General features: G+C 42.9%; 24 protein-coding genes and 1 pseudogene. 6 read left to right on the top strand and 19 right to left on the bottom strand.

The annotated features are described in order from the left end of the window. Nucleotides 1–57: 57 nt before the first annotated feature. The 11 genes and pseudogenes from AB1I63_00670 to AB1I63_00620 form a co-directional block, all read right to left on the bottom strand. Nucleotides 58–2709 (bottom strand): valine--tRNA ligase, encoded by a 2652-nt coding sequence (locus AB1I63_00670; protein ID MEW4353408.1) that lies wholly within the window; start codon nucleotides 2707–2709, stop codon nucleotides 58–60. Between the two features lie 15 nt (nucleotides 2710–2724). Continuing rightward, nucleotides 2725–3276, bottom strand: coding sequence for a hypothetical protein (locus tag AB1I63_00665; GenBank protein ID MEW4353407.1), 552 nt, complete (start codon nucleotides 3274–3276; stop codon nucleotides 2725–2727). Between the two features lie 19 nt (nucleotides 3277–3295). Next, a complete protein-coding gene (locus AB1I63_00660) occupies nucleotides 3296–3682 on the bottom strand; it encodes a VOC family protein (GenBank protein MEW4353406.1) in 387 nt (128 codons plus the stop codon). A gap of 18 nt (nucleotides 3683–3700) precedes the next feature. Next, nucleotides 3701–4519, bottom strand: coding sequence for a hypothetical protein (locus tag AB1I63_00655; protein MEW4353405.1), 819 nt, complete (start codon nucleotides 4517–4519; stop codon nucleotides 3701–3703). Continuing rightward, nucleotides 4509–5092: pseudogene (locus AB1I63_00650) on the bottom strand (GNAT family N-acetyltransferase). Before AB1I63_00650 ends, AB1I63_00655 begins: the two are co-directional and overlap by 11 nt. 376 nt (nucleotides 5093–5468) lie before the next feature. Next, the gene (locus AB1I63_00645; protein MEW4353404.1) at nucleotides 5469–5759 is read right to left on the bottom strand and encodes a hypothetical protein; all 291 of its coding nucleotides are present in this window, start codon (nucleotides 5757–5759) and stop codon (nucleotides 5469–5471) included. A gap of 17 nt (nucleotides 5760–5776) precedes the next feature. Beyond that, nucleotides 5777–6031, bottom strand: coding sequence for a DUF1912 family protein (locus AB1I63_00640; protein MEW4353403.1), 255 nt, complete (start codon nucleotides 6029–6031; stop codon nucleotides 5777–5779). 47 nt (nucleotides 6032–6078) lie between these two features. Further along, nucleotides 6079–6588, bottom strand: a complete 510-nt coding sequence (locus tag AB1I63_00635; GenBank protein MEW4353402.1) for a dihydrofolate reductase family protein — start codon at nucleotides 6586–6588, stop codon at nucleotides 6079–6081. Between the two features lie 11 nt (nucleotides 6589–6599). Next, entirely contained in the window at nucleotides 6600–8600 is a 2001-nt protein-coding gene (metG, locus tag AB1I63_00630; GenBank protein MEW4353401.1) for a methionine--tRNA ligase, read from the bottom strand. Between the two features lie 141 nt (nucleotides 8601–8741). Beyond that, a complete protein-coding gene (locus tag AB1I63_00625) occupies nucleotides 8742–9374 on the bottom strand; it encodes a DUF421 domain-containing protein (GenBank protein MEW4353400.1) in 633 nt (210 codons plus the stop codon). Beyond that, entirely contained in the window at nucleotides 9371–9823 is a 453-nt protein-coding gene (locus AB1I63_00620; protein ID MEW4353399.1) for a DUF3290 domain-containing protein, read from the bottom strand. Before AB1I63_00620 ends, AB1I63_00625 begins: the two co-directional genes overlap by 4 nt. Before the next feature lie 136 nt (nucleotides 9824–9959). Here AB1I63_00620 and AB1I63_00615 point away from each other — a divergent pair, with 136 nt between their 5' ends. From AB1I63_00615 to yghU, 5 genes are all read left to right on the top strand, one after another. Continuing rightward, the gene (locus AB1I63_00615) at nucleotides 9960–11963 is read left to right on the top strand and encodes a M13 family metallopeptidase (protein MEW4353398.1); all 2004 of its coding nucleotides are present in this window, start codon (nucleotides 9960–9962) and stop codon (nucleotides 11961–11963) included. Nucleotides 11964–12339: 376 nt separating this feature from the next. Next, on the top strand, nucleotides 12340–13167 hold the full coding sequence (locus tag AB1I63_00610) for an exodeoxyribonuclease III (protein MEW4353397.1): 828 nt from the start codon (nucleotides 12340–12342) through the stop codon (nucleotides 13165–13167). A 9-nt stretch (nucleotides 13168–13176) separates the two neighbouring features. Next, the gene (locus AB1I63_00605) at nucleotides 13177–13557 is read left to right on the top strand and encodes a VOC family protein (protein MEW4353396.1); all 381 of its coding nucleotides are present in this window, start codon (nucleotides 13177–13179) and stop codon (nucleotides 13555–13557) included. 293 nt (nucleotides 13558–13850) lie between these two features. Beyond that, nucleotides 13851–14438 (top strand): helix-turn-helix transcriptional regulator, encoded by a 588-nt coding sequence (locus AB1I63_00600; GenBank protein ID MEW4353395.1) that lies wholly within the window; start codon nucleotides 13851–13853, stop codon nucleotides 14436–14438. Between the two features lie 68 nt (nucleotides 14439–14506). Further along, on the top strand, nucleotides 14507–15298 hold the full coding sequence (gene yghU / locus AB1I63_00595; protein ID MEW4353394.1) for a glutathione-dependent disulfide-bond oxidoreductase: 792 nt from the start codon (nucleotides 14507–14509) through the stop codon (nucleotides 15296–15298). Nucleotides 15299–15426: 128 nt separating this feature from the next. On the opposite strand, the gene nth is transcribed toward yghU, so the two are convergent. Continuing rightward, nucleotides 15427–16056: an endonuclease III gene (gene nth, locus AB1I63_00590; protein MEW4353393.1), complete on the bottom strand. Its 630-nt coding sequence runs from the start codon at nucleotides 16054–16056 to the stop codon at nucleotides 15427–15429. Between the two features lie 174 nt (nucleotides 16057–16230). Between nth and AB1I63_00585 the strand changes: the two genes are divergently transcribed. Continuing rightward, nucleotides 16231–17361, top strand: a complete 1131-nt coding sequence (locus tag AB1I63_00585) for a 5-methyltetrahydropteroyltriglutamate--homocysteine S-methyltransferase (protein MEW4353392.1) — start codon at nucleotides 16231–16233, stop codon at nucleotides 17359–17361. Nucleotides 17362–17551: 190 nt separating this feature from the next. Here the strand turns inward: AB1I63_00585 and AB1I63_00580 are convergent, their stop codons facing one another. The 7 genes from AB1I63_00580 to AB1I63_00550 form a co-directional block, all read right to left on the bottom strand. Beyond that, nucleotides 17552–17905, bottom strand: a complete 354-nt coding sequence (locus tag AB1I63_00580) for an arsenate reductase family protein (GenBank protein MEW4353391.1) — start codon at nucleotides 17903–17905, stop codon at nucleotides 17552–17554. 4 nt (nucleotides 17906–17909) lie between these two features. Then, complete coding sequence (locus tag AB1I63_00575; protein MEW4353390.1) at nucleotides 17910–18410, bottom strand: methylated-DNA--[protein]-cysteine S-methyltransferase; 501 nt, start codon at nucleotides 18408–18410, stop codon at nucleotides 17910–17912. A gap of 31 nt (nucleotides 18411–18441) precedes the next feature. Beyond that, nucleotides 18442–19617, bottom strand: a complete 1176-nt coding sequence (locus AB1I63_00570; protein MEW4353389.1) for a 3-phosphoglycerate dehydrogenase family protein — start codon at nucleotides 19615–19617, stop codon at nucleotides 18442–18444. A 57-nt stretch (nucleotides 19618–19674) separates the two neighbouring features. Beyond that, complete coding sequence (locus tag AB1I63_00565; protein ID MEW4353388.1) at nucleotides 19675–20235, bottom strand: GNAT family N-acetyltransferase; 561 nt, start codon at nucleotides 20233–20235, stop codon at nucleotides 19675–19677. Beyond that, entirely contained in the window at nucleotides 20235–21326 is a 1092-nt protein-coding gene (serC, locus tag AB1I63_00560; protein ID MEW4353387.1) for a 3-phosphoserine/phosphohydroxythreonine transaminase, read from the bottom strand. Before serC ends, AB1I63_00565 begins: the two co-directional genes overlap by 1 nt. 219 nt (nucleotides 21327–21545) lie before the next feature. Then, entirely contained in the window at nucleotides 21546–22094 is a 549-nt protein-coding gene (locus AB1I63_00555; GenBank protein MEW4353386.1) for a DJ-1 family glyoxalase III, read from the bottom strand. Nucleotides 22095–22105: 11 nt separating this feature from the next. Continuing rightward, nucleotides 22106–23338 (bottom strand): FtsW/RodA/SpoVE family cell cycle protein, encoded by a 1233-nt coding sequence (locus tag AB1I63_00550; GenBank protein ID MEW4353385.1) that lies wholly within the window; start codon nucleotides 23336–23338, stop codon nucleotides 22106–22108. Between the last annotated feature and the right edge of the window lie 25 nt (nucleotides 23339–23363).

The following is a 23363-nucleotide window of genomic DNA, read 5'->3' as shown; positions in this document are numbered from 1 at the left end:
TATAGTAAAAAGAAATTACTATTTCTAAATCACCTATCGAAGATATTTTTCTCTCCTTTATTTCACCAACTTCTTCATCTCGTCAATCCGTGCGATGGTGGCGTCGTATTTGGTTTGGTAGTCGAGTTGTTTTGCTCGTTCTTTTTCGACGACTTCTGGTTTGGCGTTTGCGATGAATTTTTCGTTGGCGAGTTTTTTGCCGACCATGTCGAGCTCTTTCTGCCATTTGGCGAGTTCTTTTTCAAGACGGGCCAATTCTTCGTCCACATTGAGCAGGTCTGCAAGTGGTAGATAGATTTCTGCTCCGGTGATGACGCTTGACATGGCAAGTTCAGGTGCGGTTAGGCTTGCGTCAATTTCCAAATGCTCTGGATTTGTGAAGCGTTTGATGTAGTTAACATTAGCCTTGAAGAATGCTTCTAATTGGCTATCTGTCGGCTTGATCAAGAGCGTGATTGGCTTGCTTGGGGCAACGTTGACTTCTGCTCTGCTATTACGCACGGCACGAATCACGTCTTTCAGCGCTTCTACACCATTTGCCGCTGCTACATTTTCAAACTCAGGGCGAACAAGTGGATAGCTTGCTGTGACAATGCTGCCTTCTGAGATTTGGCCAAAGATTTCCTCGGTCACAAATGGCATGATTGGGTGAAGCAGGCGCAAGATTTGATCCAAAGTGTACAGAAGCACAGAGCGCGTCATGACTTTTTCTTCCTCATTGTCTCTGTAGAGCACTTCCTTAGTCAACTCGACATACCAGTCTGCAAATTCATCCCAGATGAAATTGTAGAGGATATGACCAGCCACACCGAACTCAAACTTGTCAAAGTTTTCAGTGACCTTGGCAATAGTCTCATTGAGGTTATGGAGAATCCAGCGGTCTGTCACATTTCCAGTCTCACTACTTGCTACTTTTGCGATATTTTCACGCGCATCCGCAAGACTCAAGCCTTCATTATTCATGAGAATGTAGCGGGAAATATTCCAGATTTTATTGATGAAATTCCAGCTGGCATCCATTTTCTCGTAGCTAAAGCGGACATCTTGCCCTGGTGCTGAACCGTTTGACAAGAACCAACGAAGACTGTCTGCTCCGTACTGGTCAATGACATCCATTGGATCAATTCCGTTACCGAGTGATTTAGACATCTTCCGACCTTCTTCATCTCGAATCAAACCGTGAATCAAGACATTTTCAAATGGGCGACGGCCTGTAAATTCAAGGGATTGGAAAATCATCCGTGATACCCAGAAGAAGATGATGTCGTAGCCTGTTACAAGGGTTGAGGTTGGGAAGTAGCGTTTGAAGTCTGCGCTGTCCTCATCTGGCCAGCCCATGGTAGAAAACGGCCAAAGGGCTGAGCTGAACCAAGTATCAAGTACATCTTCGTCTTGGGTCCAACCGTCACCTGCTGGCGCTTCTTCACCGACATAGATGTCCCCTTCCGCATTGTACCAAGCAGGAATCTGATGTCCCCACCAAAGCTGACGAGAGATTACCCAGTCGTGAACATTTTCCATCCATTGAAGGAAGGTATCGTTGAAACGTGGTGGGTAGAATTTAACTTCGTCGTCTGTATTTTGGTTGGCAATGGCGTTTTTAGCCAGTTCATCCATTTTAACAAACCATTGGGTGGACAAACGTGGCTCTACAACAGCTCCGCTACGCTCAGAGTGACCGACAGAATGCACCCGTTTTTCGATTTCCACCAAGACTCCAAGCTCTTCTAATTTGGCAACGACAGACTTGCGAGCTTCAAAACGGTCCATGCCTGCAAATTCACCAGCCAAGTCATTCATGGTTCCATCATCGTTCATGACATTGACTTGTGGGAGATTGTGGCGTTGACCCACGAGGAAGTCATTTGGATCATGGGCAGGAGTGATTTTTACGACCCCTGTTCCAAATTCTGGATCCGCATGTTCATCGGCTACAATTGGAATAGCTTTATTAACAATCGGCAAGATAACGTTTTGCCCAATCAAGTCCTTATAGCGTGGATCTTCTGGATTGACCGCAACCGCAACATCTCCAAACATGGTCTCAGGACGAGTTGTCGCAACTTGAAGCGCACGAGAGCCGTCCTCAAGCATGTAGTTCATGTGGTAGAAAGCGCCCTCGACATCCTTGTGGATTACCTCAATATCAGAAAGTGCCGTGCGGGCTGCCGGATCCCAGTTGATGATGAATTCCCCACGGTAAATCCAGCCTTTTTTATACAAGTCCACAAAGACCTTGCGGACTGCCTTTGACAAGCCCTCATCAAGGGTGAAACGCTCACGTGAATAGTCAAGCGACAAGCCCATTTTGCCCCATTGCTCCTTAATGGTAGCAGCGTATTCGTCTTTCCATTCCCAAACTTTTTCGAGGAATTTCTCACGACCTAGATCATAGCGAGTAATGCCTTGCTCGCGCAAGCGCTCTTCAACCTTGGCCTGGGTTGCGATACCAGCATGGTCCATACCTGGCAACCACAAGGTATCAAAGCCCTGCATGCGTTTTTGGCGGATGATGATATCTTGAAGCGTTGTGTCCCAAGCGTGTCCAAGGTGGAGTTTCCCGGTCACGTTTGGCGGTGGAATCACGATGGAGTAAGGTTTTGCTTCTGCATCTCCTGACGGCTTAAAGACATCTGCCTCCAGCCATTTGGCATAACGACCAGCCTCAACCTCGGCTGGATTGTATTTTGGTGATAATTCTTTTGACATTAGTTTCTCCTTAAATTATTTTAAAAACTCAATATATTTGTGATATTCTGTATTAGATACTTTAGAACTTGATAAAATACTAAATAACATTGATTTCATTGTCAAATATTCTTCCTTATTAAAAGCAAACCAATCCGTATCTACATCTTCAGATTTAACAAGTAAATGAACTCTATTCCTTAACTTTCGATTATTCTGTATAATATCTATTTGTTCCTTTGTTAAATCTAGAGAATTTTCTTTTATTACTTTATCAAGAGCTTTTTTACCAAAATCAAGTGTACCAGCTTTTTCTTGAAAAATTAGCTCAATAACAGAATAAGCTATTATAATATAATTTTTCCAAATCATTTTTTCTATAACTGAATCTAAAACTAATTCATCCAATTGTAATTGTAAATATTCAAGATATTTCAAATTATAAAGTAAATTTTTTCTACTATCTTTACTAATATTTTGTAACTGATGATTAAAGACTTTATTATAATCATCCACACTATTCAGCCAATAACACTTATTAGATGAATTTTTTTCTACTTTCAACATTGTTTTTAGCCTATTAGCCATAATATCCTCCAAAATTAACTTATAGTTCCTTTACCACTTCCAACTTGACCCTATCCGGATCTTCAAAGAAGACTGCGTAGTGGTCAGCTCCTCCGGCGTGCGGGTAGTGGTCATCGTACAGTAGGGTGACACCGTCTGATTTCAGGCGCTCACGTAAGGCATCGACCTGGTCCTTCTTTGGAAGGCAAAAAGCGAGGTGATTCAGTCCTGTTTGCTTCCTGTGATAGGTCGGGGTGAGATAGGTTTCCTCAGTCTGAACAAAGACTAGATAGGTGCTTTGATAGCGATAGCTAAAGCCCTTTTCCCATTCTTGATAGAGCTCGTAGCCCAAATCCGCAAAGAGTTTATCATAAAAGAGACGACTGTTTGCGAGATTTGACACATTGATTTCAATATGGTGGAGCATGTTTTTTACTTTCTTTCATTATTCAAAATTGTTCCAAATGATAGTTGGCAAGCTCAACTCTGAAGCTGTAATCTCTAATATATCTGAAACTTTTTGGGAATTGCCTATCACTTGATAATCTGCTATCTCAGATACGACAGAAGCATTTCCTTGTCCTCCTGAAGGTAATCGATAGTGTGTTACCGTTCCTAGTCCAGACGCAGAACTCCACACCATCGAAACAATGCTACCATCTTCATACACTATAAATCCACTACGTGCACCGCCACCACTTGCAACGAACGATTCAGCAATTCGATTGGGCTGTCCATTATTCAGATAGTAAAGCTCGGTCACATAAATCTGTCCATCAGTCCCTCTTGTACCGATAAACAGTTCATTCACTCCATCATGGTTAATATCATAGTATCCATAAACAATTTGATCAATACTCCGAAGAGCACCCTCAATTACCCATGCAGACATTTCATCAGGAAGAGGAATCGTATTAGATTGAGCGAGATTCCAATTCATAGGATCTCCTCCTTCTTTTAGATATGCCTTTAATCTATGATAATTATCAAAAACTGCCTTGTAGTTCTCCTCATCAGACTTCTTCGTTTCTATTATAGCAGTTGTTGAAGTAGCTAAATCACTATCAGAATTTTCCTGCTTACTGGACTGACTACTCTCTACAAAGTCTTTATTATTTTTTGAAGTCACCTCAGATGAACTACTCTCAACAGATGATGGTATATTATCTTTATGACTCGCAGATTTTTCTTGTTGGCACGCAGATAATATAACTACCGAACATACACTTGTCAACATGAATAGTTTTGAAAGTTTATTTTTCATTCCTCACCTCCCATTCTGTCCGTAGCAAACCATAGGCTAATTCGTCACACCGCTTACCTTCTATATCCATTCGGTCACGGATGACGGCTTCTAGGGTGAAGCCGAGCTTTTCAGCAACGCGCTTGCTTTGCTGGTTATAGCTGTAGCAACGAATTTCGACCTTGTGGAGATTGAGCAAGGTGAAGGCTACTTCAATCAGCGCAGAAACTGCTTCTGGCACATAGCCCTTGCCCCAAAAGTCGGGGTGGAGAAGATAGCCAATCTCAAAGACATCATCGGCGTGGCGGTGGTTAAAATCACAGGAGCCAATGATACGATCACTACCTTTGACGGTAATCCCGTAGCCAGACGGCAGGTCTTTTTCTGCTAGATTTTTGAAATACTTATTTTCAAAATAGTTCCGTTCCTCATCAAGGGTTGCTATCGGTGGAAAACCAGCAGGATGGCAAACCTCAGCCAAACTAGCATAGGCAAACTATCCTCCACATCAGCAACCGTTCGCTGGCGCAAAATCAAGCGATTTGTTTCCACTTTTGGCAAGGATTTCCTGTCATAAGCTTCTGAAATCTTTATCATAGCCTGCCTCGTTTTCTGCATCTTCACGATACAAAAAATCGCCCCTGTCATACGACAGGGACGAAAGTTATTGCTAATTTCCGCGGTACCACCCAGATTCGGGACATGCCCGCTCTTGTTCTTATTTTGATGTTCAACCTCAGCAACAAATACTGACATCTGTGCGGATTTCTCAGCGCCACCGCTTTCTGTAACAGACAAACTCATTATCCCTCTGATTGGCTTTATTGTAGCAGATTTTTCTGGAAATTGCAACTGATTCTAGCTTCCTACTACTATATTTTTTACACTCGGACTCCCCATATTACATCATTCTTCTTTAGGCTGACAAGACCTGCTCAGCAACTGCCCTATCTGTCATGTGTTTTTATGTTTAGTACTGTTTTGAAAGTTCTTTGAATCGCTTGACACTCTTAGTATTCCAAAAGAAGCACCATAAAAGATGAAAGATCAAGAAAGGAGAGAGTAGCATAACCACTAGCCAAGCTCTCCAATCTCCTTGCTTAATACTGACAAAGTAGGCAAAGCCTAGCACCAAGCACAACAATAGGGAGAAAAGATTTCTCACTAGACTGATGACTAAAATCTTCTTTCTGGTCTGACAATGCTCTACTGAATAGCTGAGTATGAACTCAAGCAGGCACTCTCCTAAAAATCCCCACATAGCCGATCCTTATGGGCTTAATAGCCTCGCGTTCCAAATAGACCATCTGGTAAATCGTGGAAAGACTTTCCAGCATGGTAATTGTCAAATTTTCCTGCTAAAAATTGGTAGGCATCCAAACGGCTTTCATAGCGGACCGCTGCTTCTTTGGCTCGCTCATCGCCGTCCGCTTCAAACACAGCTTGACTTTCTTTTAAAGCCATCTCGTTAATCATGATTTGGGTCTTGAGCCAGTCTTCCAAATCCTTTAAAAATTCTTGTTCGTAGGTCATCCTCTCTCCTTCTCTTTTTTTGCAGCATCTGATAGACAACTGTTGCACTATTTTCGATAGGTCATCTGGGCAAATGCGCCATATTTTTTGACATCAACTAGCGTAAAACATTGAACTTTTTCCTTTTGGCTAAAGAGGGGAATGCCTGCCCCCAAGAGGACAGGAGCAACCTGTATGATAAGCTCATCAACCATATCATGCTCTAACAGCTCTGCCATCAAGCCATTTCCGCCAATCAGCCAGATATTTGTATCCTTTGAAAACTCTGCAATCACATCGACAATCGAGCCTTGCTTTGCTTCAAAGCCTTCTTCTTGAAAATCTCTATCATGGGTAAAGACAAGGTTCTGAGTTGTAGGATAAAATGCAGCCGGATTGCCCAATTTTGCCACTTCATCAAAGGTGCGTCTGCCCATAATGGTGACATCCATCTGCCGATAAAAATCCTCATAGTCTGTCTCTTCTAGTGTACCAGACTCGTGAAGCCATGAAAGACCGTGATCTTTATCTGCCAGATAGCCATCCATGCTCACACAGCCGTAAAAGTAAACGGTCATCTCGCTCGCCCCTAGCCAATGACGCTTCCGTTTGGTACGGCAGGGTCAACGGTTAGAAGAGTGAGGCTATCGCCATGTTCTGCTGAAAGAATCATGCCTTGGCTGATATGCCCCATCATCTTGCGCGGTTTGAGGTTAGCTACGATTTGGACTTTTTTACCGACCAATTCTTGCTCGTTTGGATAGTATTTGGCAATTCCAGAGAGAATCTGGCGGTCTTCCTTGTCACCAGCATCCAAGCGGAATTGAAGCAATTTATCGCTGCCTTCCACTTTTTTGACTTCCTTAACTTCTGCGACACGGATTTCCACTTTTTCAAAGTCGTCAAACTTGATTTCCTTGCGGTTCAAGGTCAATTCAACCTCTTCTGGTTTCCATTCTTTTGGGGCAGCTACAGCTGGTTTTCCTGCTGCCATTTGTTCCTTGATGTAGGCAATCTCTTCCTCCATATCAAGGCGTGGGAAGATTGGCTGACCTTTTGCGACAACACGCAAGCCTGCTGGTAGATCCGCAAGAGCTAAGTGTTCGAGACTTTCTGCTTTTTCCATGCCCAACTGCTCTAAGACAGCGGCGCTGGTTGACATCATGAACGGCTCAATTAGATGCGCCACCACACGAAGGCTTGCCACTAAGTAGCTCATGACAGAAGCAAGTTCAGCGCGTTTGTCTTCCTCTTTCGCCAAAATCCAAGGAGCTGTTTCATCAATGTATTTGTTGGTACGGGCAATCAAGGTCCAAACTGCTTCCAAGGCACGCGGATAATCCACCGCATCCATCTGTTTGTGGTATTCAGCGATTGACGCTGCTGCAACGCTCGCCAAGTCTGCATCAAAGGCAGTTACATTTTCTGCATAGACAGGAACTTGTCCGTCAAAGTATTTATTGACCATGGCAACCGTACGGTTGAGGAGATTTCCAAGGTCATTAGCCAACTCATAGTTGATCCGTCCCACATAGTCCTCTGGTGTGAAGGTTCCGTCTGAACCGACTGGTAGACTTCTCATGAGGTAGTAACGAAGGGGATCAAGTCCATAGCGTTCCACCAACATATCAGGGTAGACCACATTTCCTTTAGATTTGGACATCTTGCCATCTTTCATGACAAACCAACCGTGAGCAATCAGACGCTTCGGCAATGGCAAGTCAAGCATCATGAGGAGAATCGGCCAGTAAATGGAGTGGAAACGCAAGATATCTTTTCCAACCATGTGGAAAACGGTGCCGTTCCAGAACTTGTCAAAATTCGCATGTTCTTCCTGACCGTAGCCAAGGGCAGTCGCATAGTTCAAGAGGGCATCAATCCAGACATAGACAACGTGCTTCGGGTTAGACGGTACTGGAACTCCCCAGGTAAAGGAAGTCCGGCTAACTGCCAAGTCTTCAAGGCCTGGTTCGATAAAGTTTTTCACAATTTCATTCATCCGTCCGTCTGGTTGGATAAAGTCAGGGTGTGCCTTGAAAAATTCGACCAAACGGTCCGCATACTTGCTCAAGCGCAAAAAATAAGACTCTTCTGACACCCACTCAACCTGGTGACCAGAAGGGGCAATTCCTCCGATAACCTTTCCGTCTTCATCTCGGAAGACCTCTTCTAGCTGGCTTTCCGTGAAAAATTCCTCATCTGAAACAGAGTACCAACCAGAGTATTCCCCTAGGTAAATATCGTCTTGGGCAAGCAAGCGTTCAAAGACTTCTGCCACCACTTTTTCATGGTAATCATCGGTCGTACGGATAAATTTATCATAGGAAATATCCAAGAGTTCCCACAATTGCTTAACTTCAGTAGCCATGCCATCAACGTAGGCTTGCGGTGTAATGCCTGCTTCTTCTGCCTTGGTCTGAATCTTTTGACCATGTTCATCAAGACCTGTCAAATAAAAGACATCGTAGCCCATGAGACGCTTGTAGCGCGCCAAAACATCGCAGGCAATGGTCGTATAGGCAGAGCCAATATGGAGCTTCCCAGAAGGGTAGTAAATCGGTGTGGTAATATAAAAATTCTTTTCTGTCATGTGTTTTCCTTTCAGGGCAAATGAAACCCATTTCTATTGTCTCATTATATCACAAAAAAGAGCCTGATAACAGACAAATTCTGTGATTTACTCTATCAGCTCTTTTCGATTATCTAATCCTAAAAAACAGAAGAATGTTCCCTAGTAAGTGACGACATTTAGTTTTCCCTTGTCGTATTCGGCGATGAAAATGTCTGTCACATCAGGACAGCCCAGACTTTCTAATTCCACCAGCAACCATCCTTCAGTCTTATCAATCAATTCCAAAATATCCCCTTGGATAATGCCATCCGTGATGACTGGATACTTGGGATTTTCTTCCCCACTTTGCACCACAATCAGCTGGCCATTTTGCTCCAGCACCGCACGCTTGACTTGTTTGAGTTGGAAGATGCCTTGTCCACGTAATTTCAAAGCCACATCAGATGCCGTCAAGCCAACTGAGCGACAGGCTTCAACATCCACTTTTCCCTTGTTAATCAAAAGTATCGGCTGACCGTCAATGATTCGCTTAACCAAAGGATTGTGGGTCTTAATCCATTTCAAACTCAAGACCAACATGGTCCAAATGAGGAGAATAATAGTGTATTGCAAAATAGAGATAGCAGGGCTATAGATCACACCACCGATGATGCCACCCAAGACATAGTTCTGCACCTGATCACTAGCAGAATTCGGGGCAAGATTTCCCTTGCCAGATACATTGATGACAAAAATCAATGAAATCAAGCCCAAGCCTAGTTTAATCGCAATATCAAGATAAGATAAGGTCATTCTTCCACCTCCACTACTTCAACCTCTGCCTTGTACAAATCCATTTTTTCTAACAGGTAAGTATCCGGTTCACTCCCACTAATCGCTCGGTAAAACTGGTCTCCTACCTTTACAATCGCCCCGTCTGTTGCAGCTGAGGTATTGACATAGACCTTGGATTTATCCACATGAAGCTCCTCAGACACAATTTCGATGAAGTGGAGCGAGGTGCGATACTGGCTGTCTGAAGCTTGATTGCTCTGGAGCTGGCTAATTCCGATTAACACCGCAACCATCAAGCCAATGATCAAAATGATAAAGAGCTCGCGGTATTTGCTCTCTTTTTTCTTATGGTAATACTGGAATGCCACAAAGGCAACAGCCACCAAGATGACGAAAATAATACCCGCCAAGACCCAATTGGCACTACTAATCTGACTCAAGACATAGTCGTAAGAATAGAATTTCATCATTTTCCTTTCTTTTTCATTGCTATTTTCATTATATGCTTTTGAAAATGCATTGGCAAGGCATTTTTTCTGAAAACACTTTCTTTTCCTATTTTTTTATGCTATAATCGTTAAAAATCAGTTAAAGGAAATTCTTATGAAAAAGAGAAACATGTGGCTCACACTCACCAGCCTACTCGTCCTAGGGACGCTCAGTGCTTGTCAAACAACGAATCAAGCAGATGCAGCCAAGACAAAAGTCGATACTAAAGCAACGGTGCAGTCTAATTTCTACCAAACCATTAACAAAGAATGGCTCGAAAAAGCTGAAATCCCAGACGATAAGCCGGTCTATAACGCACCTTTAGAAATCCAAGAGGAGATTGATCAACAATTAAAAACGGACAGCAAAGAGATGGCAGAAGGCAAACGCAAAGTCACAGACAGCTATCAAGCAGAGATGATTAAACTCTATCAAAAAGCCATGGACTTTGACCAACGCGAAAAAGATGGCGCTAAAGAAGCTCTCTCACACAATCAAGAGCTAGAAAAGCTATCATCCTTTAAAGAACTCTCAAAAGAAAGCAAAAACTGGATTTTAAAAGGCAATCCTTTGCCATTTTCTATCAGCATTGGCTCAAATCCTGAAAATACTAGTCAAAAAATGATTAACCTAGGTGTTCCAAGCAGTATCTTGCCAGATGTTAGCTATTACCAAAATGAAGCGACTAAAAAACAACTCTTGGACTTGTACCAAACATCTGTTTTAAATACCTTAAAGCTCTATGGTTTTGATGACAAGAAAGCCAAAAATCTAGTTGAAAAAGCCATTGAATTTGATGCCCTCATCGTGCCTTACCTTCCAAGCAGCGAAGAAGTCCAAGATGTCAAGAAAACTATCAATCCACGCACGATCCAAGAAATCAATGCCTATGCTCCCCAATTTGCAATTGGAGATTTGGTCACTGATTTAGTGGGGCAAAAGGTAGATACAGTCAATGTCACTTGGCCAGCCTACTATGAAAACCTAGGCAAACTCATTGATGACAAGAATTTCGAAGCCTTTAAGGCTTGGATAGTGGTCAATGACCTCATGGAAAGCGCCCAATTCTTAACCGATGACCTTCGAGAAGCTGCTTCAAGCTTTGGTTTAGCCCTCTCAGGGCAAAAAGAACTTCCTTCCAGGGAAGATAATGCCTACTATTTGGCAACTGGTATGTTCTCAAACAGCCTCAGCGTTTACTACAACCAAGAGTACTTTAGTCCAAAAGCAAAACAACAAGTCACTGAGATGGTGACGGGCATTGTCAATTCCTATAAAGAACGTCTCGCTAAAAATGATTGGTTATCCGAGGATACCAAGTCAGAAGCCATCAAAAAATTAGACCATCTCCGCTACTATATCGGTGGGCCTGAAAACGTAAATACAGAAGCTAGTGAACTTAAGATCGAGGACAATCAATCGCTGTACCAAAACCTCCTACGTCTCTCACAGGAAACTATTCAAACAAGCTTTGCCGAATTCAGCAAACCTATCGATAAAAATCTCTGGGTGGCTCCGTCTTATCAAGTAAATGCCTTTTACTCTCCTGAAACCAACTCTATTTACCTTCCAGCTGCCATTCTTCAAGCTCCATTTTATGATGAAAAGCAAAGTCTAGCGGCTAACTACGGAGGAATTGGGGCTGTCATTGGGCATGAAATCAGCCATGCGTTTGATACCAACGGTGCAGAATTTGACGAAAATGGCAATCGCCGAAATTGGTGGACAGAAAAAGATCAAAAAGCCTTTGAAGAAAAAACAAAAGCCATGATCAAAGAATTTGACGGCTTAGAAATCTACGGTAACAAGGTCAATGGTCAACTAACCGTCACCGAAAATACGGCAGATGCTGGAGGAATCTCTGTTGCTCTTCAAGTTTTGCAAGAAAAAGATGCAAAAGCCGATTTGAAACCATTCTTTGAAAATTGGGCAACAGTCTGGCGCCAAATCAGCACCGAGCAATTTGCCCAACTGGTCATGGCAACAGACCCACACGCGCCAAATGAACTTCGCGCCAATGTTCAAGTGAAAAATATCGATGCTTTCTACGATACTTACAAGATCAAAGAAGGAGACGGCATGTACCTAGCGCCTGAAAAACGCGTTCGGATTTGGTAAGAAAATACCGTAAGAGGAATTATCATTATAAACTTTCTAACAAACCTAGCTATTAGCGACACTAAAAAATAGGCTCGCTAGACTAGCCATAGCTAATAGGAGAGAAATCGTTATTTCTCTCCTATTTCTTTTTTACAAACTCTGCAGTCGCTCTCATCCCCACTTTTTGATATAATACAAAGAGAAAAAAATACCGATACTCTATAAACATCAAAATCTAACTAGGCAATGACACCGCAGATAAAACTTAGGCTAGCTGAGATTTATTGCATAATCCTTATTTCCAACCTTTAACAGTCCACTGGACTGTTGAAGCAAGGTGAGTTAACAACGTTAGAATTTGATATTTGACGAGTATCAACGAAAAGGATAGAATATGAAACTCATTTCATGGAATATTGATTCCCTCAATGCAGCCTTGACCAGCGATTCTGCTCGTGCGAAGCTTTCTCAAGTTGTTTTGCAGACCTTGGTTGCTGAAGACGCTGATATTATCGCCATTCAGGAGACAAAATTGTCTGCCAAAGGTCCGACCAAGAAGCACTTGGAAATCTTAGAAGAACTTTTTCCAAACTATGAAAATACCTGGCGGTCTTCCGTCGAGCCAGCTCGCAAGGGCTATGCGGGAACTATGTTTCTCTACAAAAAAGGCTTGACTCCAACCATTACCTTCCCAGAGATTGGTGCCCCAACGACCATGGACTTGGAAGGGCGCATTATCACACTTGAATTTGACAAGTTCTTTGTCACTCAAGTCTACACTCCAAATGCTGGTGACGGCTTGAAACGCCTTGCGGATCGCCAAATCTGGGATGAAAAATATGCAGAATATCTAGCAACACTTGACCAAGAAAAGCCAGTTCTTGCCACAGGCGACTACAATGTTGCCCACCACGAAATCGACCTTGCCAATCCTGCCAGCAACCGTCAGTCACCTGGATTTACCGATGAAGAGCGTGCTGGATTTACCAATCTACTCGCAAAAGGCTTCACCGATACTTTCCGCCACTTGCACGGCGATCTTCCTCACCAGTACACTTGGTGGGCGCAACGCAGCAAGACCAGCAAGATTAACAATACAGGCTGGAGAATCGACTACTGGCTCACCAGCAACCGTGTGGCAGACAAGGTAATCAAGTCTGAGATGATTGACTCAGGCGCGCGCCAAGACCACACCCCAATCGTCATGGAAATTGACCTATAAGGAGACATCATGATTAGCAAATCAACCACCATGCTCTATGTAGAAAATACCAAGGCAGCTATGGAATTTTGGACAGAAAAAATGGGCTTTGTCCTCCTAGACACTGCTGACTATGGCGACGCTATCTCCTATGAAATCGCGCCATCAAAAGATGCTGAAACCAAGTTTGGACTTCACCAAAAAGACTGGGTAGCAAAAAACAACCCTGATATGAATGTTGGCTTTCCGAGTCTTCTATTTGAAACGGAAGACTTAGAAGCCGAGTACGAACGCTTAAGCAAAGCAGGTGTTGCTACCAATCCAATCATGGAATACCAAGGCATGACACATTTTACCTTTGCTGATAACGAAGGGAATTATATCGCCGTGCGCGAAAACAACACAAACTAGCACAAAAGGCTGGAGAATTTTTCTCTAGCCTTTTCATTTATTACGTCGTTGACTCACTTTGATGAACTCCAGTTCTATCTACAGCTCCTTGCCTTGTCCTATTCCTTTCTCAATCCACAATATCCTTGTCAAGCACCTGTAAACTAAATGCCCCTCCCCCCCCCCAAAAAAAAAAAAAAAATTATCTCCTAACAGATTTCTTTGTCTCAACAGTCTTTTCTCTCTTTGTCAAAGGATTTTGATAGTCAAGTTTTGAACATTTTGGTATGCTAAAGATACAAGGAGGTAGCACGATGGAACTCGGAAATCATATTAAGCATTATCGTAAGGAACTGGGCTTATCCCAAGACGATTTAGCAGAGGAATTATTTGTCAGCAGGCAGACCATTTCCAACTGGGAGCGAGGAGCTACCTATCCTGACATTCAAAATCTCCTACTGCTCTGCCAACTCTTTGACATCACTCTGAACCAACTGGTCCAAGAGGATCTGCCAGCACTAAAAGAAATTCTCCACGGAGCAGACTATGATCGTTACGAACGACATGCGCGCATCATGACTTGGGGAATGTTTATTTGCTCCTTACTTGGTTTCCCTCTTTTTTACTACTTGGGCTGGGGTGGAGTTGCGATTTTTATCATTCTCTGGGGTGTCACCTACTACTACGCCCATCAGGTGGAACGTTTCAAGAAAAAATATGACTTGAAAACCATTAAAGAATTGATCGCTTATGATAAAGGAAAACCACTCAGCAAATTAGAACAACGAGAGGAGACAGCCAAAGCTCCTTATCAAAAGATAATCATCGTTTTTAGCTTTGCCCTCGCAAGTGCTGTGATAACACTCCTTGTCGCAGGTATTTGTCTATTCTTATTTCCGTGATGTAGCGGATTTTTGAAATTTCACTTTATTTTTGATAGGATGAAAGAAAAAGAGAAAGAGGATTTACTATGAAAGATTACCAATTACCAGAGGTATGGGAAGTACCTGAAAGCATGGGCGGACAGTGGGGTGGACTGAACCGCCCAACAGCTGGCAGCCGATTTGAGCAGACACTTCCTGTCGGTGATAAGCCCTTTCAGCTCTATTCACTAGGCACACCAAATGGGGTCAAGGCAACCATTATGTTTGAAGAGTTAAAAGAGATGGGGATAAAAGAAACTGACTATGACCTCTACCGAATTGCTATCGGCGAGGGGGACCAATTTGGCTCTGACTTTGTCGCTATCAATCCGAACTCCAAAATCCCTGCCCTCTTAGATAAATCTGGAGACAAACCTATTCGTGTCTTTGAATCGTCTTCGATTTTACTCTATTTGGCAGAGAAATTTGACGCTCTCCTACCAAAAGACAGTGAAAAACGAACAGAAGTCCTCAACTGGCTCTTTTGGCAAACAGGGGCTGCTCCATTTCTTGGTGGAGGCTTCGGGCATTTCTTCCACTATGCCACTGAAACGATCGAATACGCTGTTAACCGTTTTGCCATGGAAGCCAAACGCCAGCTCGATCTTCTGGATAAAGAGTTAGCAACCAAGCCCTATATTGCTGGAGATAGCTACACCATTGCAGATATTGCCATTTGGTCTTGGTATGGACAATTAGCCAAAGACCAACTTTGGGACAAGGCAGGTATCTTCTTAAATGTCAAAGAATACCCTCATCTACAAGCCTGGACTGAAAAAATCGCAGCACGTCCTGCTGTCAAACGCGGACTTGCTGCCAACTACCAAGCTATTCAATAACCAGAAAGCCATGATTTTTAACAATCATGGCTTTTTTATATGAGAGATTAAATAAAAGTTAGAACATCGTTCAATCTCTTTGATGAACTCTAAATTCTATCTATAAGCTCCCTGCCTTGTCCTATGCCTTATACATCTGAAAAATCATAAAGCTGTGGATAATTTTCACACTCTGGATTTCGAGGATGGCAAACAGCACGCCCAAAATAAATCAAAGCCTGATGAGCCGGTAACCAGCGTTCTGGAGCTAAAATATCCATCACTCGCTTTTCCACTTCCAAAGGAGTAGCTGATTTTTTAACAATATCATGGTGCTTACAAATCCGCTCTACATGTGTATCTACTGCAAAGGCAGGAATCCCAAAACCAACACTCATCACCACATTGGCTGTCTTTCGCCCCACTCCTGCTAGGCTCTCTAGCTCTTCTCGTGTCTGCGGGACTTGTCCGTCAAAATCATCCAAAAGCTGCTGGGCACATTTTTTTAAAAACTTTGCCTTATTGCGGTACAGTCCGAGCTTTGAGATATAGCTTGCAATCTCAGACTCTTGAGCTTTCGCCATCTTCTCAGGTGTTGGAAAGGCTTCAAACAAAGCAGGGGTTGATTTATTGACCGCTGCGTCAGTCGTTTGAGCAGATAGCATCACTGCGACCAAAAGTTCAAAATGATTGCGAAAATCAAGACTCGGCTTTGCATCAGGGTATAGGGCAATGATTTCTTCCAGTACTTTTCGCGCACGTTTTTTTGATAAGACCATACAGATTTCCTTTCTTTTCTCTCCTTCATTATATCATGAAATAGCAGGAAATAAAGTAAACTTGCTTGTTTACTTATAACTTTAAACTATAACAAATGATAGCAAAAGTATATTTTACAGCTATATAAGAATGTGCTAGAATAAAGCTATCATTTGAAAGGAAGAGGAAAAGAGATGACTAAAAAAGCATTTGAACACGTTGGCAGTTTTTTACGACCTAAAGCACTTCAGAGCGCACGCAAGCAATTTGAAGAAGGGGTAATCTCACAGGCAGACTTAACTGCCGTAGAAGATCAAGCCATTCGCGATTTAGTGGATCAACAAATTGCTGCAGGTCTTGAAAAAGTCACAGATGGAGAATTCCGCAGAAGCTACTGGCACTTGGACTTCTTCTGGGGCTTTGGTGGAGTAGAGCATGTACAGGCTGCCGAAGGCTATCACTTCCATGACGAGACGACTAAGGCTGACTCCGCTTTAGTCTCTGGAAAAATCACGGGAGAAAATCACCCTTTTGTCACTGCCTACCGCTTTTTAAAAGCCTATGTTGACAGTAGAGACGCAAAAGTAGAAGCCAAAACGACAATCCCTGCCCCTGCTCAATTTTACTTTGAATTGATTCGTGACCAAGAACATGTTGAAACCTTAGCAACATTCTACCCAGATTTTGAAGACTTGCGAACAGACATCAAAACTGCCTACTTGCAAGTCATCAATGACCTTGTAGCAGAAGGACTTAAGACTCTTCAAGTCGATGACTGTACTTGGGGCACCTTGGTGGATCAAAACTTCCTCACCCTTTGGGGAGCACCTCAAGGAAAAACACCTGAGCAAGTCTGCGATGAACTCTCACATGTCTTTCTAACGCTCAATAACGACGTCTATCAAGCCATCCCTGAAGGACTCTTGGTCAATACCCATGTCTGCCGTGGGAATTTCCACTCGACTTGGGCAACCTCTGGGGGCTATGAGCCTATCTCTCAAGAACTCTTTGGCAAAGAAAAAGTAGCTGAATATTTCTTGGAATTTGATACCGAGCGAGCTGGCGGATTTGAACCACTGGCAGCACTGACAGATGACAAAATTGCTGTGTTAGGGCTGATCACCAGTAAAAACGGAGCATTAGAAAATAAGGAAAATATCATCCAACGCATTCGTGAGGCACAAAAAATCGTGCCACTTGAGCAACTTTGGCTCTCTACCCAGTGTGGATTTGCCTCCACAGAAGAGGGAAATATCCTCCAAGAAGAAGACCAATGGAAAAAACTCGCCCTTGTCAAAGAGATTATTGACGAAGTTTGGGGGTAATGAAATAGGCTGAGAACACTTGTTCCAGCCTATTTATTTTTAGTTGATGGAGTATTCTTGGACTTGTCAAACATTGATAAATCAATATCCTACAAGCTAAATTCAAACTTCAAAACAAGGGAGTGGGGAAAATCGATTTCTACGAAATCACGATTGAGCTCACTCCTTTTCTGGATTTACAAATAAGTTTTTACAACCCTAGTTCTTTATACTCTGTTCGGTAGCCAATTTGCAAGACTTTGCCATCTTTTACTAGCAAAGGACGCTTAATCAACATACCATCTGTGGAAAGAATAGCTGCTGCCTCTTCCTGCGACAAGTGAGGAACTTTATCTTTCAAGCCCAATTCACGGTACTTGATTCCACTGGTGTTAAAGTAGGATTTGATGGGTAAGTCAGACGCCTTCATCCACGCAAGCAAACTTCCCTTACTTGGGGTCTTAGTAACAATATCGACCGCCTCAAAATCAAACCCTAATTGAGTTAACTCCGTCTTTGCCTTGCGACAGGTCGAACATTTAGGATATTCGATAAATTGATACATCTTCTTAGTTTCTCGCTTTCTTCATTGTCGTTGCTTCATACTCTAAGAGCCATATTTTCTTATCCAAGCCAGCTGCATAACCAGTCAAGCTGCCATTTTTTGCAAGCACACGATGGCAGGGAATCAAAATGGAAATTGGATTTTTCCCCACGGCTCCGCCAATCGCTTGAGCAGAGCTGACATTCAATGCTTGAGCAATCTCGCCATAACTCACCGTTTGTCCGTAAGAAATGCCTTTGAGGTAATCCCAGACTCGCTTTTGAAAATCGGTCCCTTGTACTGATAAGGGAATTGGGTCAACATCAGGCATTTTACCTGCAAAATAGTCTGTTAAAGCTGCTTTTGTTTGCTCCAAAGTCGGATTTGAAGCAAGGATGATTTCTTTCTCCACCCCTCGTTCGAAATACTTTTGATTCTTGAACCAAATACCGACTAAGCCAACTTCATCAGCCACCAAGGACAGCTCTCCCAAGGGAGACTGATAGATCTGCTTGACATAAACCATGAAATCTCGCCTCCTCACTAGAACAGCTGTGTTATTTTTTAATCACACGGACGCGAACAATGTTGTCATCTGCTTCAAAGTTCGCCACTAAATTTGCCACCTTCTCACCATCTGACTCGTCCAAATCAAGCAAAGTATAGGCATAATCTCCCTTTGACTTGTTGATAATATTGTCAATGTTAATATTGAGGCTACTTACAGCTGTGGAAATCTTCGCCACCATATTAGGGACATTTTTGTTAATTAGGGTGATACGATAAGGAGCAGACAAGTTCTGCACAACCGTTGGAAAATTCACAGAATTGACAATCTCACCTGTTTCCATGAAACGACGTAGGGTCTGTCCAGCCATAATGGCACAGTTTAGCTCTGCTTCTTCTGTCGAGCCACCTAGATGTGGAAAGACGGTGATATTTGGTTGATTGAGCAATTCTTCCACTCCAAAGTCCGTGATATAGTGCTTCACGACACCTGCTTCAATCGCTTCAAATAAATCTCTATGGTTGACCAACTCGCCTCTAGCAAAGTTGATAATGGTCACGTCCTTTTGCATGAGTTCAAAACTTTCTTTGTTGAACGTTTCACGAGTATCTGGTGTCAGAGGTACATGAACCGTGATGTAGTCTGCCTTTTCAAAAATATCTTTGATATCTGACACACGCTCGACATGACTTGAAATGTTCCAAGCAGTTTCAATGGATACATAAGGGTCATAGCCTAAGACATGCATTCCTAGGCGACGTGCGTCGTTGGCAATCCGAGCACCAATCGCACCAAGTCCAATCACACCTAAGGTCTTTCCTGCAATCTCTGTTCCTGCAAAAGCCTTTTTCCCCGCTTCGATTTGCTGAGGGACATCCTCACCAGTCAAGGTATTGACCCATTGATGGGCACCGAGATAATCACGCGCCGATAAGAGAATGGACGCAATCACGGCTTCTTTTACAGCGTTGGCATTCGCTCCAGGGGTGTTGAAAACAACGATTCCTTGGCTAGTTGCTCGATCTACCGGGATGTTATTAGTCCCTGCTCCAGCACGGGCAATGGCTTTGAGATTTTCTGGAAAATCCACCTCATGCAGATTTTGACTGCGTAGGATATAGGCGTCTGGATTGTCCGCCTTATCACCATCAATTTGGAAATGATTGCCCAATTCCTTGAGCCCGATTTGATTTATATTGTTAAATGTTTTTACACTAAATACCATTCTTATCTCCTAAAAGGAAATAGCACTTAGCCAATCCCTTTTCTTTCTAGTCTGTCGTCAATCATTTCTACCAAGCATAAAGCGGTCATCTTCTGCGATTTCTTGGTAAAGGCTGGTTTCACGCTTGGTTTTAATCTTTTGATAAGCGAGTCGTTCGCCGTCAATCGGCACTTTTCCACAATACACAAAGCCTAATTTTTCTAAGATATGCTGCATGGGCTGATTCTTTTCATGGGTATCGCAGCGAAAATCAGGACCTTTTTGTCCCTCAATCAAGCCCTGTAAAAAGGTCTGAATGACCTGCTGACCACGAAAGGCTCTAGCAACAGCTACTCGGTGAAAGGTAGTGTAGAGGAAGTTATTATGCTCCCATTTACCATCGTAAATCTCATTATAAGCTGGTTCATTGCCAATTTGAACAGCAGTGTAAGCTGCCACCTGACCTTCTATGATCGCCACATAGCCACGTCCTGATAGGATATCGTCAAGCACATCGTCCTGACTGGGATAGACACCCTGCCATTGGTTACTACCTGACTCAGCTAAAAAACTGCGTGCCTCTTCAAAAATCTGACAAATAGTACTTACTTCGTTAGGGTGGGCAAGACGGATTTCCATTAGGCATTCTCCTCTTCAAATTTCTTCATAAAGGCAATCAAATCAACCACTCCCTGACGCGGAAAGGCGTTGTAAAGACTGGCACGCATACCCCCCACACTGCGGTGTCCTTTGATATTTTTGAAACCAGCAGCGTCGGCTTCTTTGTTGAATTTAGCATCTAATTCCGCACTTGGTGATACAAAGGGGATATTGGCTACGGAACGTTGGTCTTTATGAATAACAGGACTGCTATAAAACTCAGATTGTTCGATAAAGTCATAGAGCAGACCTGATTTTTCACGGTTGCGTGTTTCCATTTCCGCAACGCCCCCTAATTCCTTGACCCATTCAAAGACTAATTTTGCCATGTAAATGCCAAAGGTTGGTGGGGTATTGTAGAGCGAATCATTTTCTGCTTGAATCCGATAATCGAGCATGCTTGAGAGAGCAGGCTCTTGATTTAGCAAGTCCTCACGGATAATCACCACTGTGACACCAGCAGGACCGATATTTTTCTGCGCTCCTGCATAAATCATCCCAAAATCTTCAATCTTGTACTCAGCTGCCAATATATTAGATGACATGTCAGCAATGACTGGCACCCCATTGGTGTCTGGAATTTCATACAAAGCCGTTCCTTCAATGGTGTTATTGGTTGTCACATGTACATAGGCAGCATTTGGATCAATCTCCTTGGCATCAAACTGAGGAATTTCTACATAGTTTTGTGCTTCTGAGCTAGCTAGACAAATCGGTTCAAAAGGAATAGTTTTTGAGAGTTTTACCGCCTCTGTATAGGCCTTTTTCCCCCAAGAACCCGCTATAAGATAGTAGGCTTTGCGCCCTTGTGCGAGGTTTAGCGGAATCATCGAAAATTGAGTCGAAGCCCCACCTTGAAGAAAGAGAACCTTATAAGTATCTGGAATCTGCAACAGCTCTCGCAATAGGCTCTCTGCCTCTTTCATAATCGTATCAAACTCTTTGGATCGGTGGGATAGCTCCATCACACTCATGCCACTGCTTGCATAGTCCAAGAATTCAGCTTGGGCTTTTTTCAATACTTCTTTGGGCAACACTGCAGGACCTGCAGAAAAATTGTAAATCGTCATATCCGACCTCCTTGATATTTTTTCTATCATAGCATAATTTTCTGAAAATGACTACAAGTTTTAGTAGCTTGCGTAAAAGAATGCTAATTTTCCGAACGATAGAATGAATCGCATAAAGGTTAGACCATCGTTCAGTCGCTTTGATGAACTTCAATTCTAATTGATAGCTTAAAAAAGACTGCCAAACGAAAGAGTTCGTATGGCAGTCTTTTTTATTCCTTAATCACCAAAAACATCCTTATAGAGCATAGCAGTTGCTAAAGCATCTCCATCGCCACCTAATTGACTCACCAATTCATAGGCAAAAGCAAGGGCTGTTGACGGACCTCGGCTGGTAATCAAATGCCCATCTACTACGACCGTCTCTTTGACATATGTTCCTGATTGAATCTCTTTTTCTACACCATCATAGCAAGTAAAGGTCTTTCCTTCAAGGATTCCTGCACGCTCAAGCGCTAGCGGCGCTGCGCAGATCGCCGCAATCCACTTTTTCTCAGCTTTCATGTGACGAAGAACTGCCATGAGGGCTTCATTATCTCGGAGATTGGTCGCTCCAGGCATTCCCCCAGGGAGAACCACCATATCATAGCCTTCCAAATTGCCTTCCCAAAGGACATCACCTTTTACGGTAATCCCATGAGAGCCTGTCACTTCACGCTCAAAACTCACCATGTCACAAGTCAGATTTGCCCGACGAAGGACATCTACAACTGTTAAAGCTTCAATTTCTTCAAAGCCATTGGCTAACATTACTGCAATTTTTGTCATCTGTTTCTCCTTTATTTCAATTGTTGTAAGACTACTTTTTTACGTTTTTTAGGACGTTTACCCTCTTTTTCTTCAGCTAGATTATTTTGGTAACTCATAGATAAGAGCAAACCCACTCCGATCAGATTACTAATAATAGAGGAGCCACCTTGAGAAATAAAAGGCAGAGGAATCCCTGTCAAGGGGAGAATCCCTGTCACTGCTCCGATATTTTCAAAAATATGAAAGAGCAACATCATGATAAATCCTGTGGAAATATAGGTGTAAAACTGGTTATTGGACTTGAGGGTGATTTTCAACATGCGGTAAATGAGGAGGAGATAGAGCAAAATCAAGCTTGTTGAGCCGACAAATCCAAAATCCTCAGCAATCACCGTAAAAATCATGTCACTCTCTCGCACTGGAATCAAGAGATTTGACACATTAAAGCCCTGGCCCCACAGTCCTCCACTGCCAATCGCAATCTGCCCTTGGGCTTGCTGATAGGTCGTCGTCTGGGCATAGTCAAAGGGATTGGGCCAAGCCAAGATTCGATTGATTTGATAGGTTGGCATACCGATATTGTGGAGAAAAGCTCTGCCATCTTTGGAGAAAAAGATAAGCATAAAGCCACCTCCCAAGATGACGAGAGTCAATACAGTGGGCAAAATGATTTTCCAAGAAACTCCAGACAAAAGCACCAAGCCAGAGAAGATAGCTACAAAAACCAAGGCTGTTCCCAAATCTTTTTGGAGTGCCAAGAGTGCTAAGACTGGCACTGTATAAGCGATCATTTCCAAAATGAGGAGAAAATCCAGCTTCATCGTACGCTCTTTTTTCTTGTGCCGCTGGTAAAAAGCAACAATCGAGCGCGACAACATTAGAATATAGGAAATTTTCATAAATTCCGAGGGCTGAAAGAGCGTCACTCCGCCAATCGTCACCCAGTTTTTCGCCCCAGTTGACTCCACCAAGCTAGGACTATAAAAGAATAAAGGCAAAACCATCAAACCCAGACCAAATACATATAAAATCGGAGTGATTTGCCATAAAAACTTGGTATTAAAAAACATGACAATAAAACTAATGACCACCCCCAGACCAATCCACGCCAACTGCTGTCCCAACATGGGCCAAATAGCACTAGGGTAGTCATGACTCACTGCAATATAAATGGCAATAATGCCAAATAAAAGCAGGAAAAAGACGGGTAAAATCAAGCTATAATCCACTCGCGAATCAATCGAGCGTCGCATGTTCGACATAAAACCTCCTTGTCATTTGTTAGTA

The organism is Streptococcus pneumoniae, from assembly GCA_040719455.1.
In the GTDB taxonomy this organism is placed as follows: Bacteria; Bacillota; Bacilli; order Lactobacillales; family Streptococcaceae; genus Streptococcus; species Streptococcus pneumoniae_G.
Note: the sequence above shows the minus strand (reverse complement) of the source record. Positions and strands in the feature narration are given on the sequence as shown.

Bases quoted from the DNA above. Each gene is read 5' to 3' on its own strand.
- AB1I63_00555 (MEW4353386.1), bottom strand. From the start codon at position 22,094: ATGACAAAAATTGCAGTAATGTTAGCCAATGGCTTTGAAGAAATTGAA.
- AB1I63_00620 (MEW4353399.1), bottom strand. From the start codon at position 9,823: ATGAAATTCTATTCTTACGACTATGTCTTGAGTCAGATTAGTAGTGCC.
- nth (MEW4353393.1), bottom strand. From the start codon at position 16,056: ATGGTCTTATCAAAAAAACGTGCGCGAAAAGTACTGGAAGAAATCATT.
- AB1I63_00565 (MEW4353388.1), bottom strand. From the start codon at position 20,235: ATGGAAATCCGTCTTGCCCACCCTAACGAAGTAAGTACTATTTGTCAG.
- AB1I63_00610 (MEW4353397.1), top strand. From the start codon at position 12,340: ATGAAACTCATTTCATGGAATATTGATTCCCTCAATGCAGCCTTGACC.
- AB1I63_00635 (MEW4353402.1), bottom strand. From the start codon at position 6,588: ATGACCGTTTACTTTTACGGCTGTGTGAGCATGGATGGCTATCTGGCA.
- AB1I63_00640 (MEW4353403.1), bottom strand. From the start codon at position 6,031: ATGACCTACGAACAAGAATTTTTAAAGGATTTGGAAGACTGGCTCAAG.
- AB1I63_00655 (MEW4353405.1), bottom strand. From the start codon at position 4,519: ATGAAAAATAAACTTTCAAAACTATTCATGTTGACAAGTGTATGTTCG.
- AB1I63_00570 (MEW4353389.1), bottom strand. From the start codon at position 19,617: ATGGTATTTAGTGTAAAAACATTTAACAATATAAATCAAATCGGGCTC.
- serC (MEW4353387.1), bottom strand. From the start codon at position 21,326: ATGACGATTTACAATTTTTCTGCAGGTCCTGCAGTGTTGCCCAAAGAA.
- AB1I63_00585 (MEW4353392.1), top strand. From the start codon at position 16,231: ATGACTAAAAAAGCATTTGAACACGTTGGCAGTTTTTTACGACCTAAA.
- AB1I63_00600 (MEW4353395.1), top strand. From the start codon at position 13,851: ATGGAACTCGGAAATCATATTAAGCATTATCGTAAGGAACTGGGCTTA.
- AB1I63_00660 (MEW4353406.1), bottom strand. From the start codon at position 3,682: ATGCTCCACCATATTGAAATCAATGTGTCAAATCTCGCAAACAGTCGT.
- AB1I63_00615 (MEW4353398.1), top strand. From the start codon at position 9,960: ATGAAAAAGAGAAACATGTGGCTCACACTCACCAGCCTACTCGTCCTA.
- AB1I63_00550 (MEW4353385.1), bottom strand. From the start codon at position 23,338: ATGTCGAACATGCGACGCTCGATTGATTCGCGAGTGGATTATAGCTTG.
- AB1I63_00575 (MEW4353390.1), bottom strand. From the start codon at position 18,410: ATGGTTTATGTCAAGCAGATCTATCAGTCTCCCTTGGGAGAGCTGTCC.
- yghU (MEW4353394.1), top strand. From the start codon at position 14,507: ATGAAAGATTACCAATTACCAGAGGTATGGGAAGTACCTGAAAGCATG.
- AB1I63_00605 (MEW4353396.1), top strand. From the start codon at position 13,177: ATGATTAGCAAATCAACCACCATGCTCTATGTAGAAAATACCAAGGCA.
- AB1I63_00625 (MEW4353400.1), bottom strand. From the start codon at position 9,374: ATGACCTTATCTTATCTTGATATTGCGATTAAACTAGGCTTGGGCTTG.
- AB1I63_00580 (MEW4353391.1), bottom strand. From the start codon at position 17,905: ATGTATCAATTTATCGAATATCCTAAATGTTCGACCTGTCGCAAGGCA.
- AB1I63_00665 (MEW4353407.1), bottom strand. From the start codon at position 3,276: ATGGCTAATAGGCTAAAAACAATGTTGAAAGTAGAAAAAAATTCATCT.
- AB1I63_00670 (MEW4353408.1), bottom strand. From the start codon at position 2,709: ATGTCAAAAGAATTATCACCAAAATACAATCCAGCCGAGGTTGAGGCT.
- AB1I63_00645 (MEW4353404.1), bottom strand. From the start codon at position 5,759: ATGTGGGGATTTTTAGGAGAGTGCCTGCTTGAGTTCATACTCAGCTAT.
- metG (MEW4353401.1), bottom strand. From the start codon at position 8,600: ATGACAGAAAAGAATTTTTATATTACCACACCGATTTACTACCCTTCT.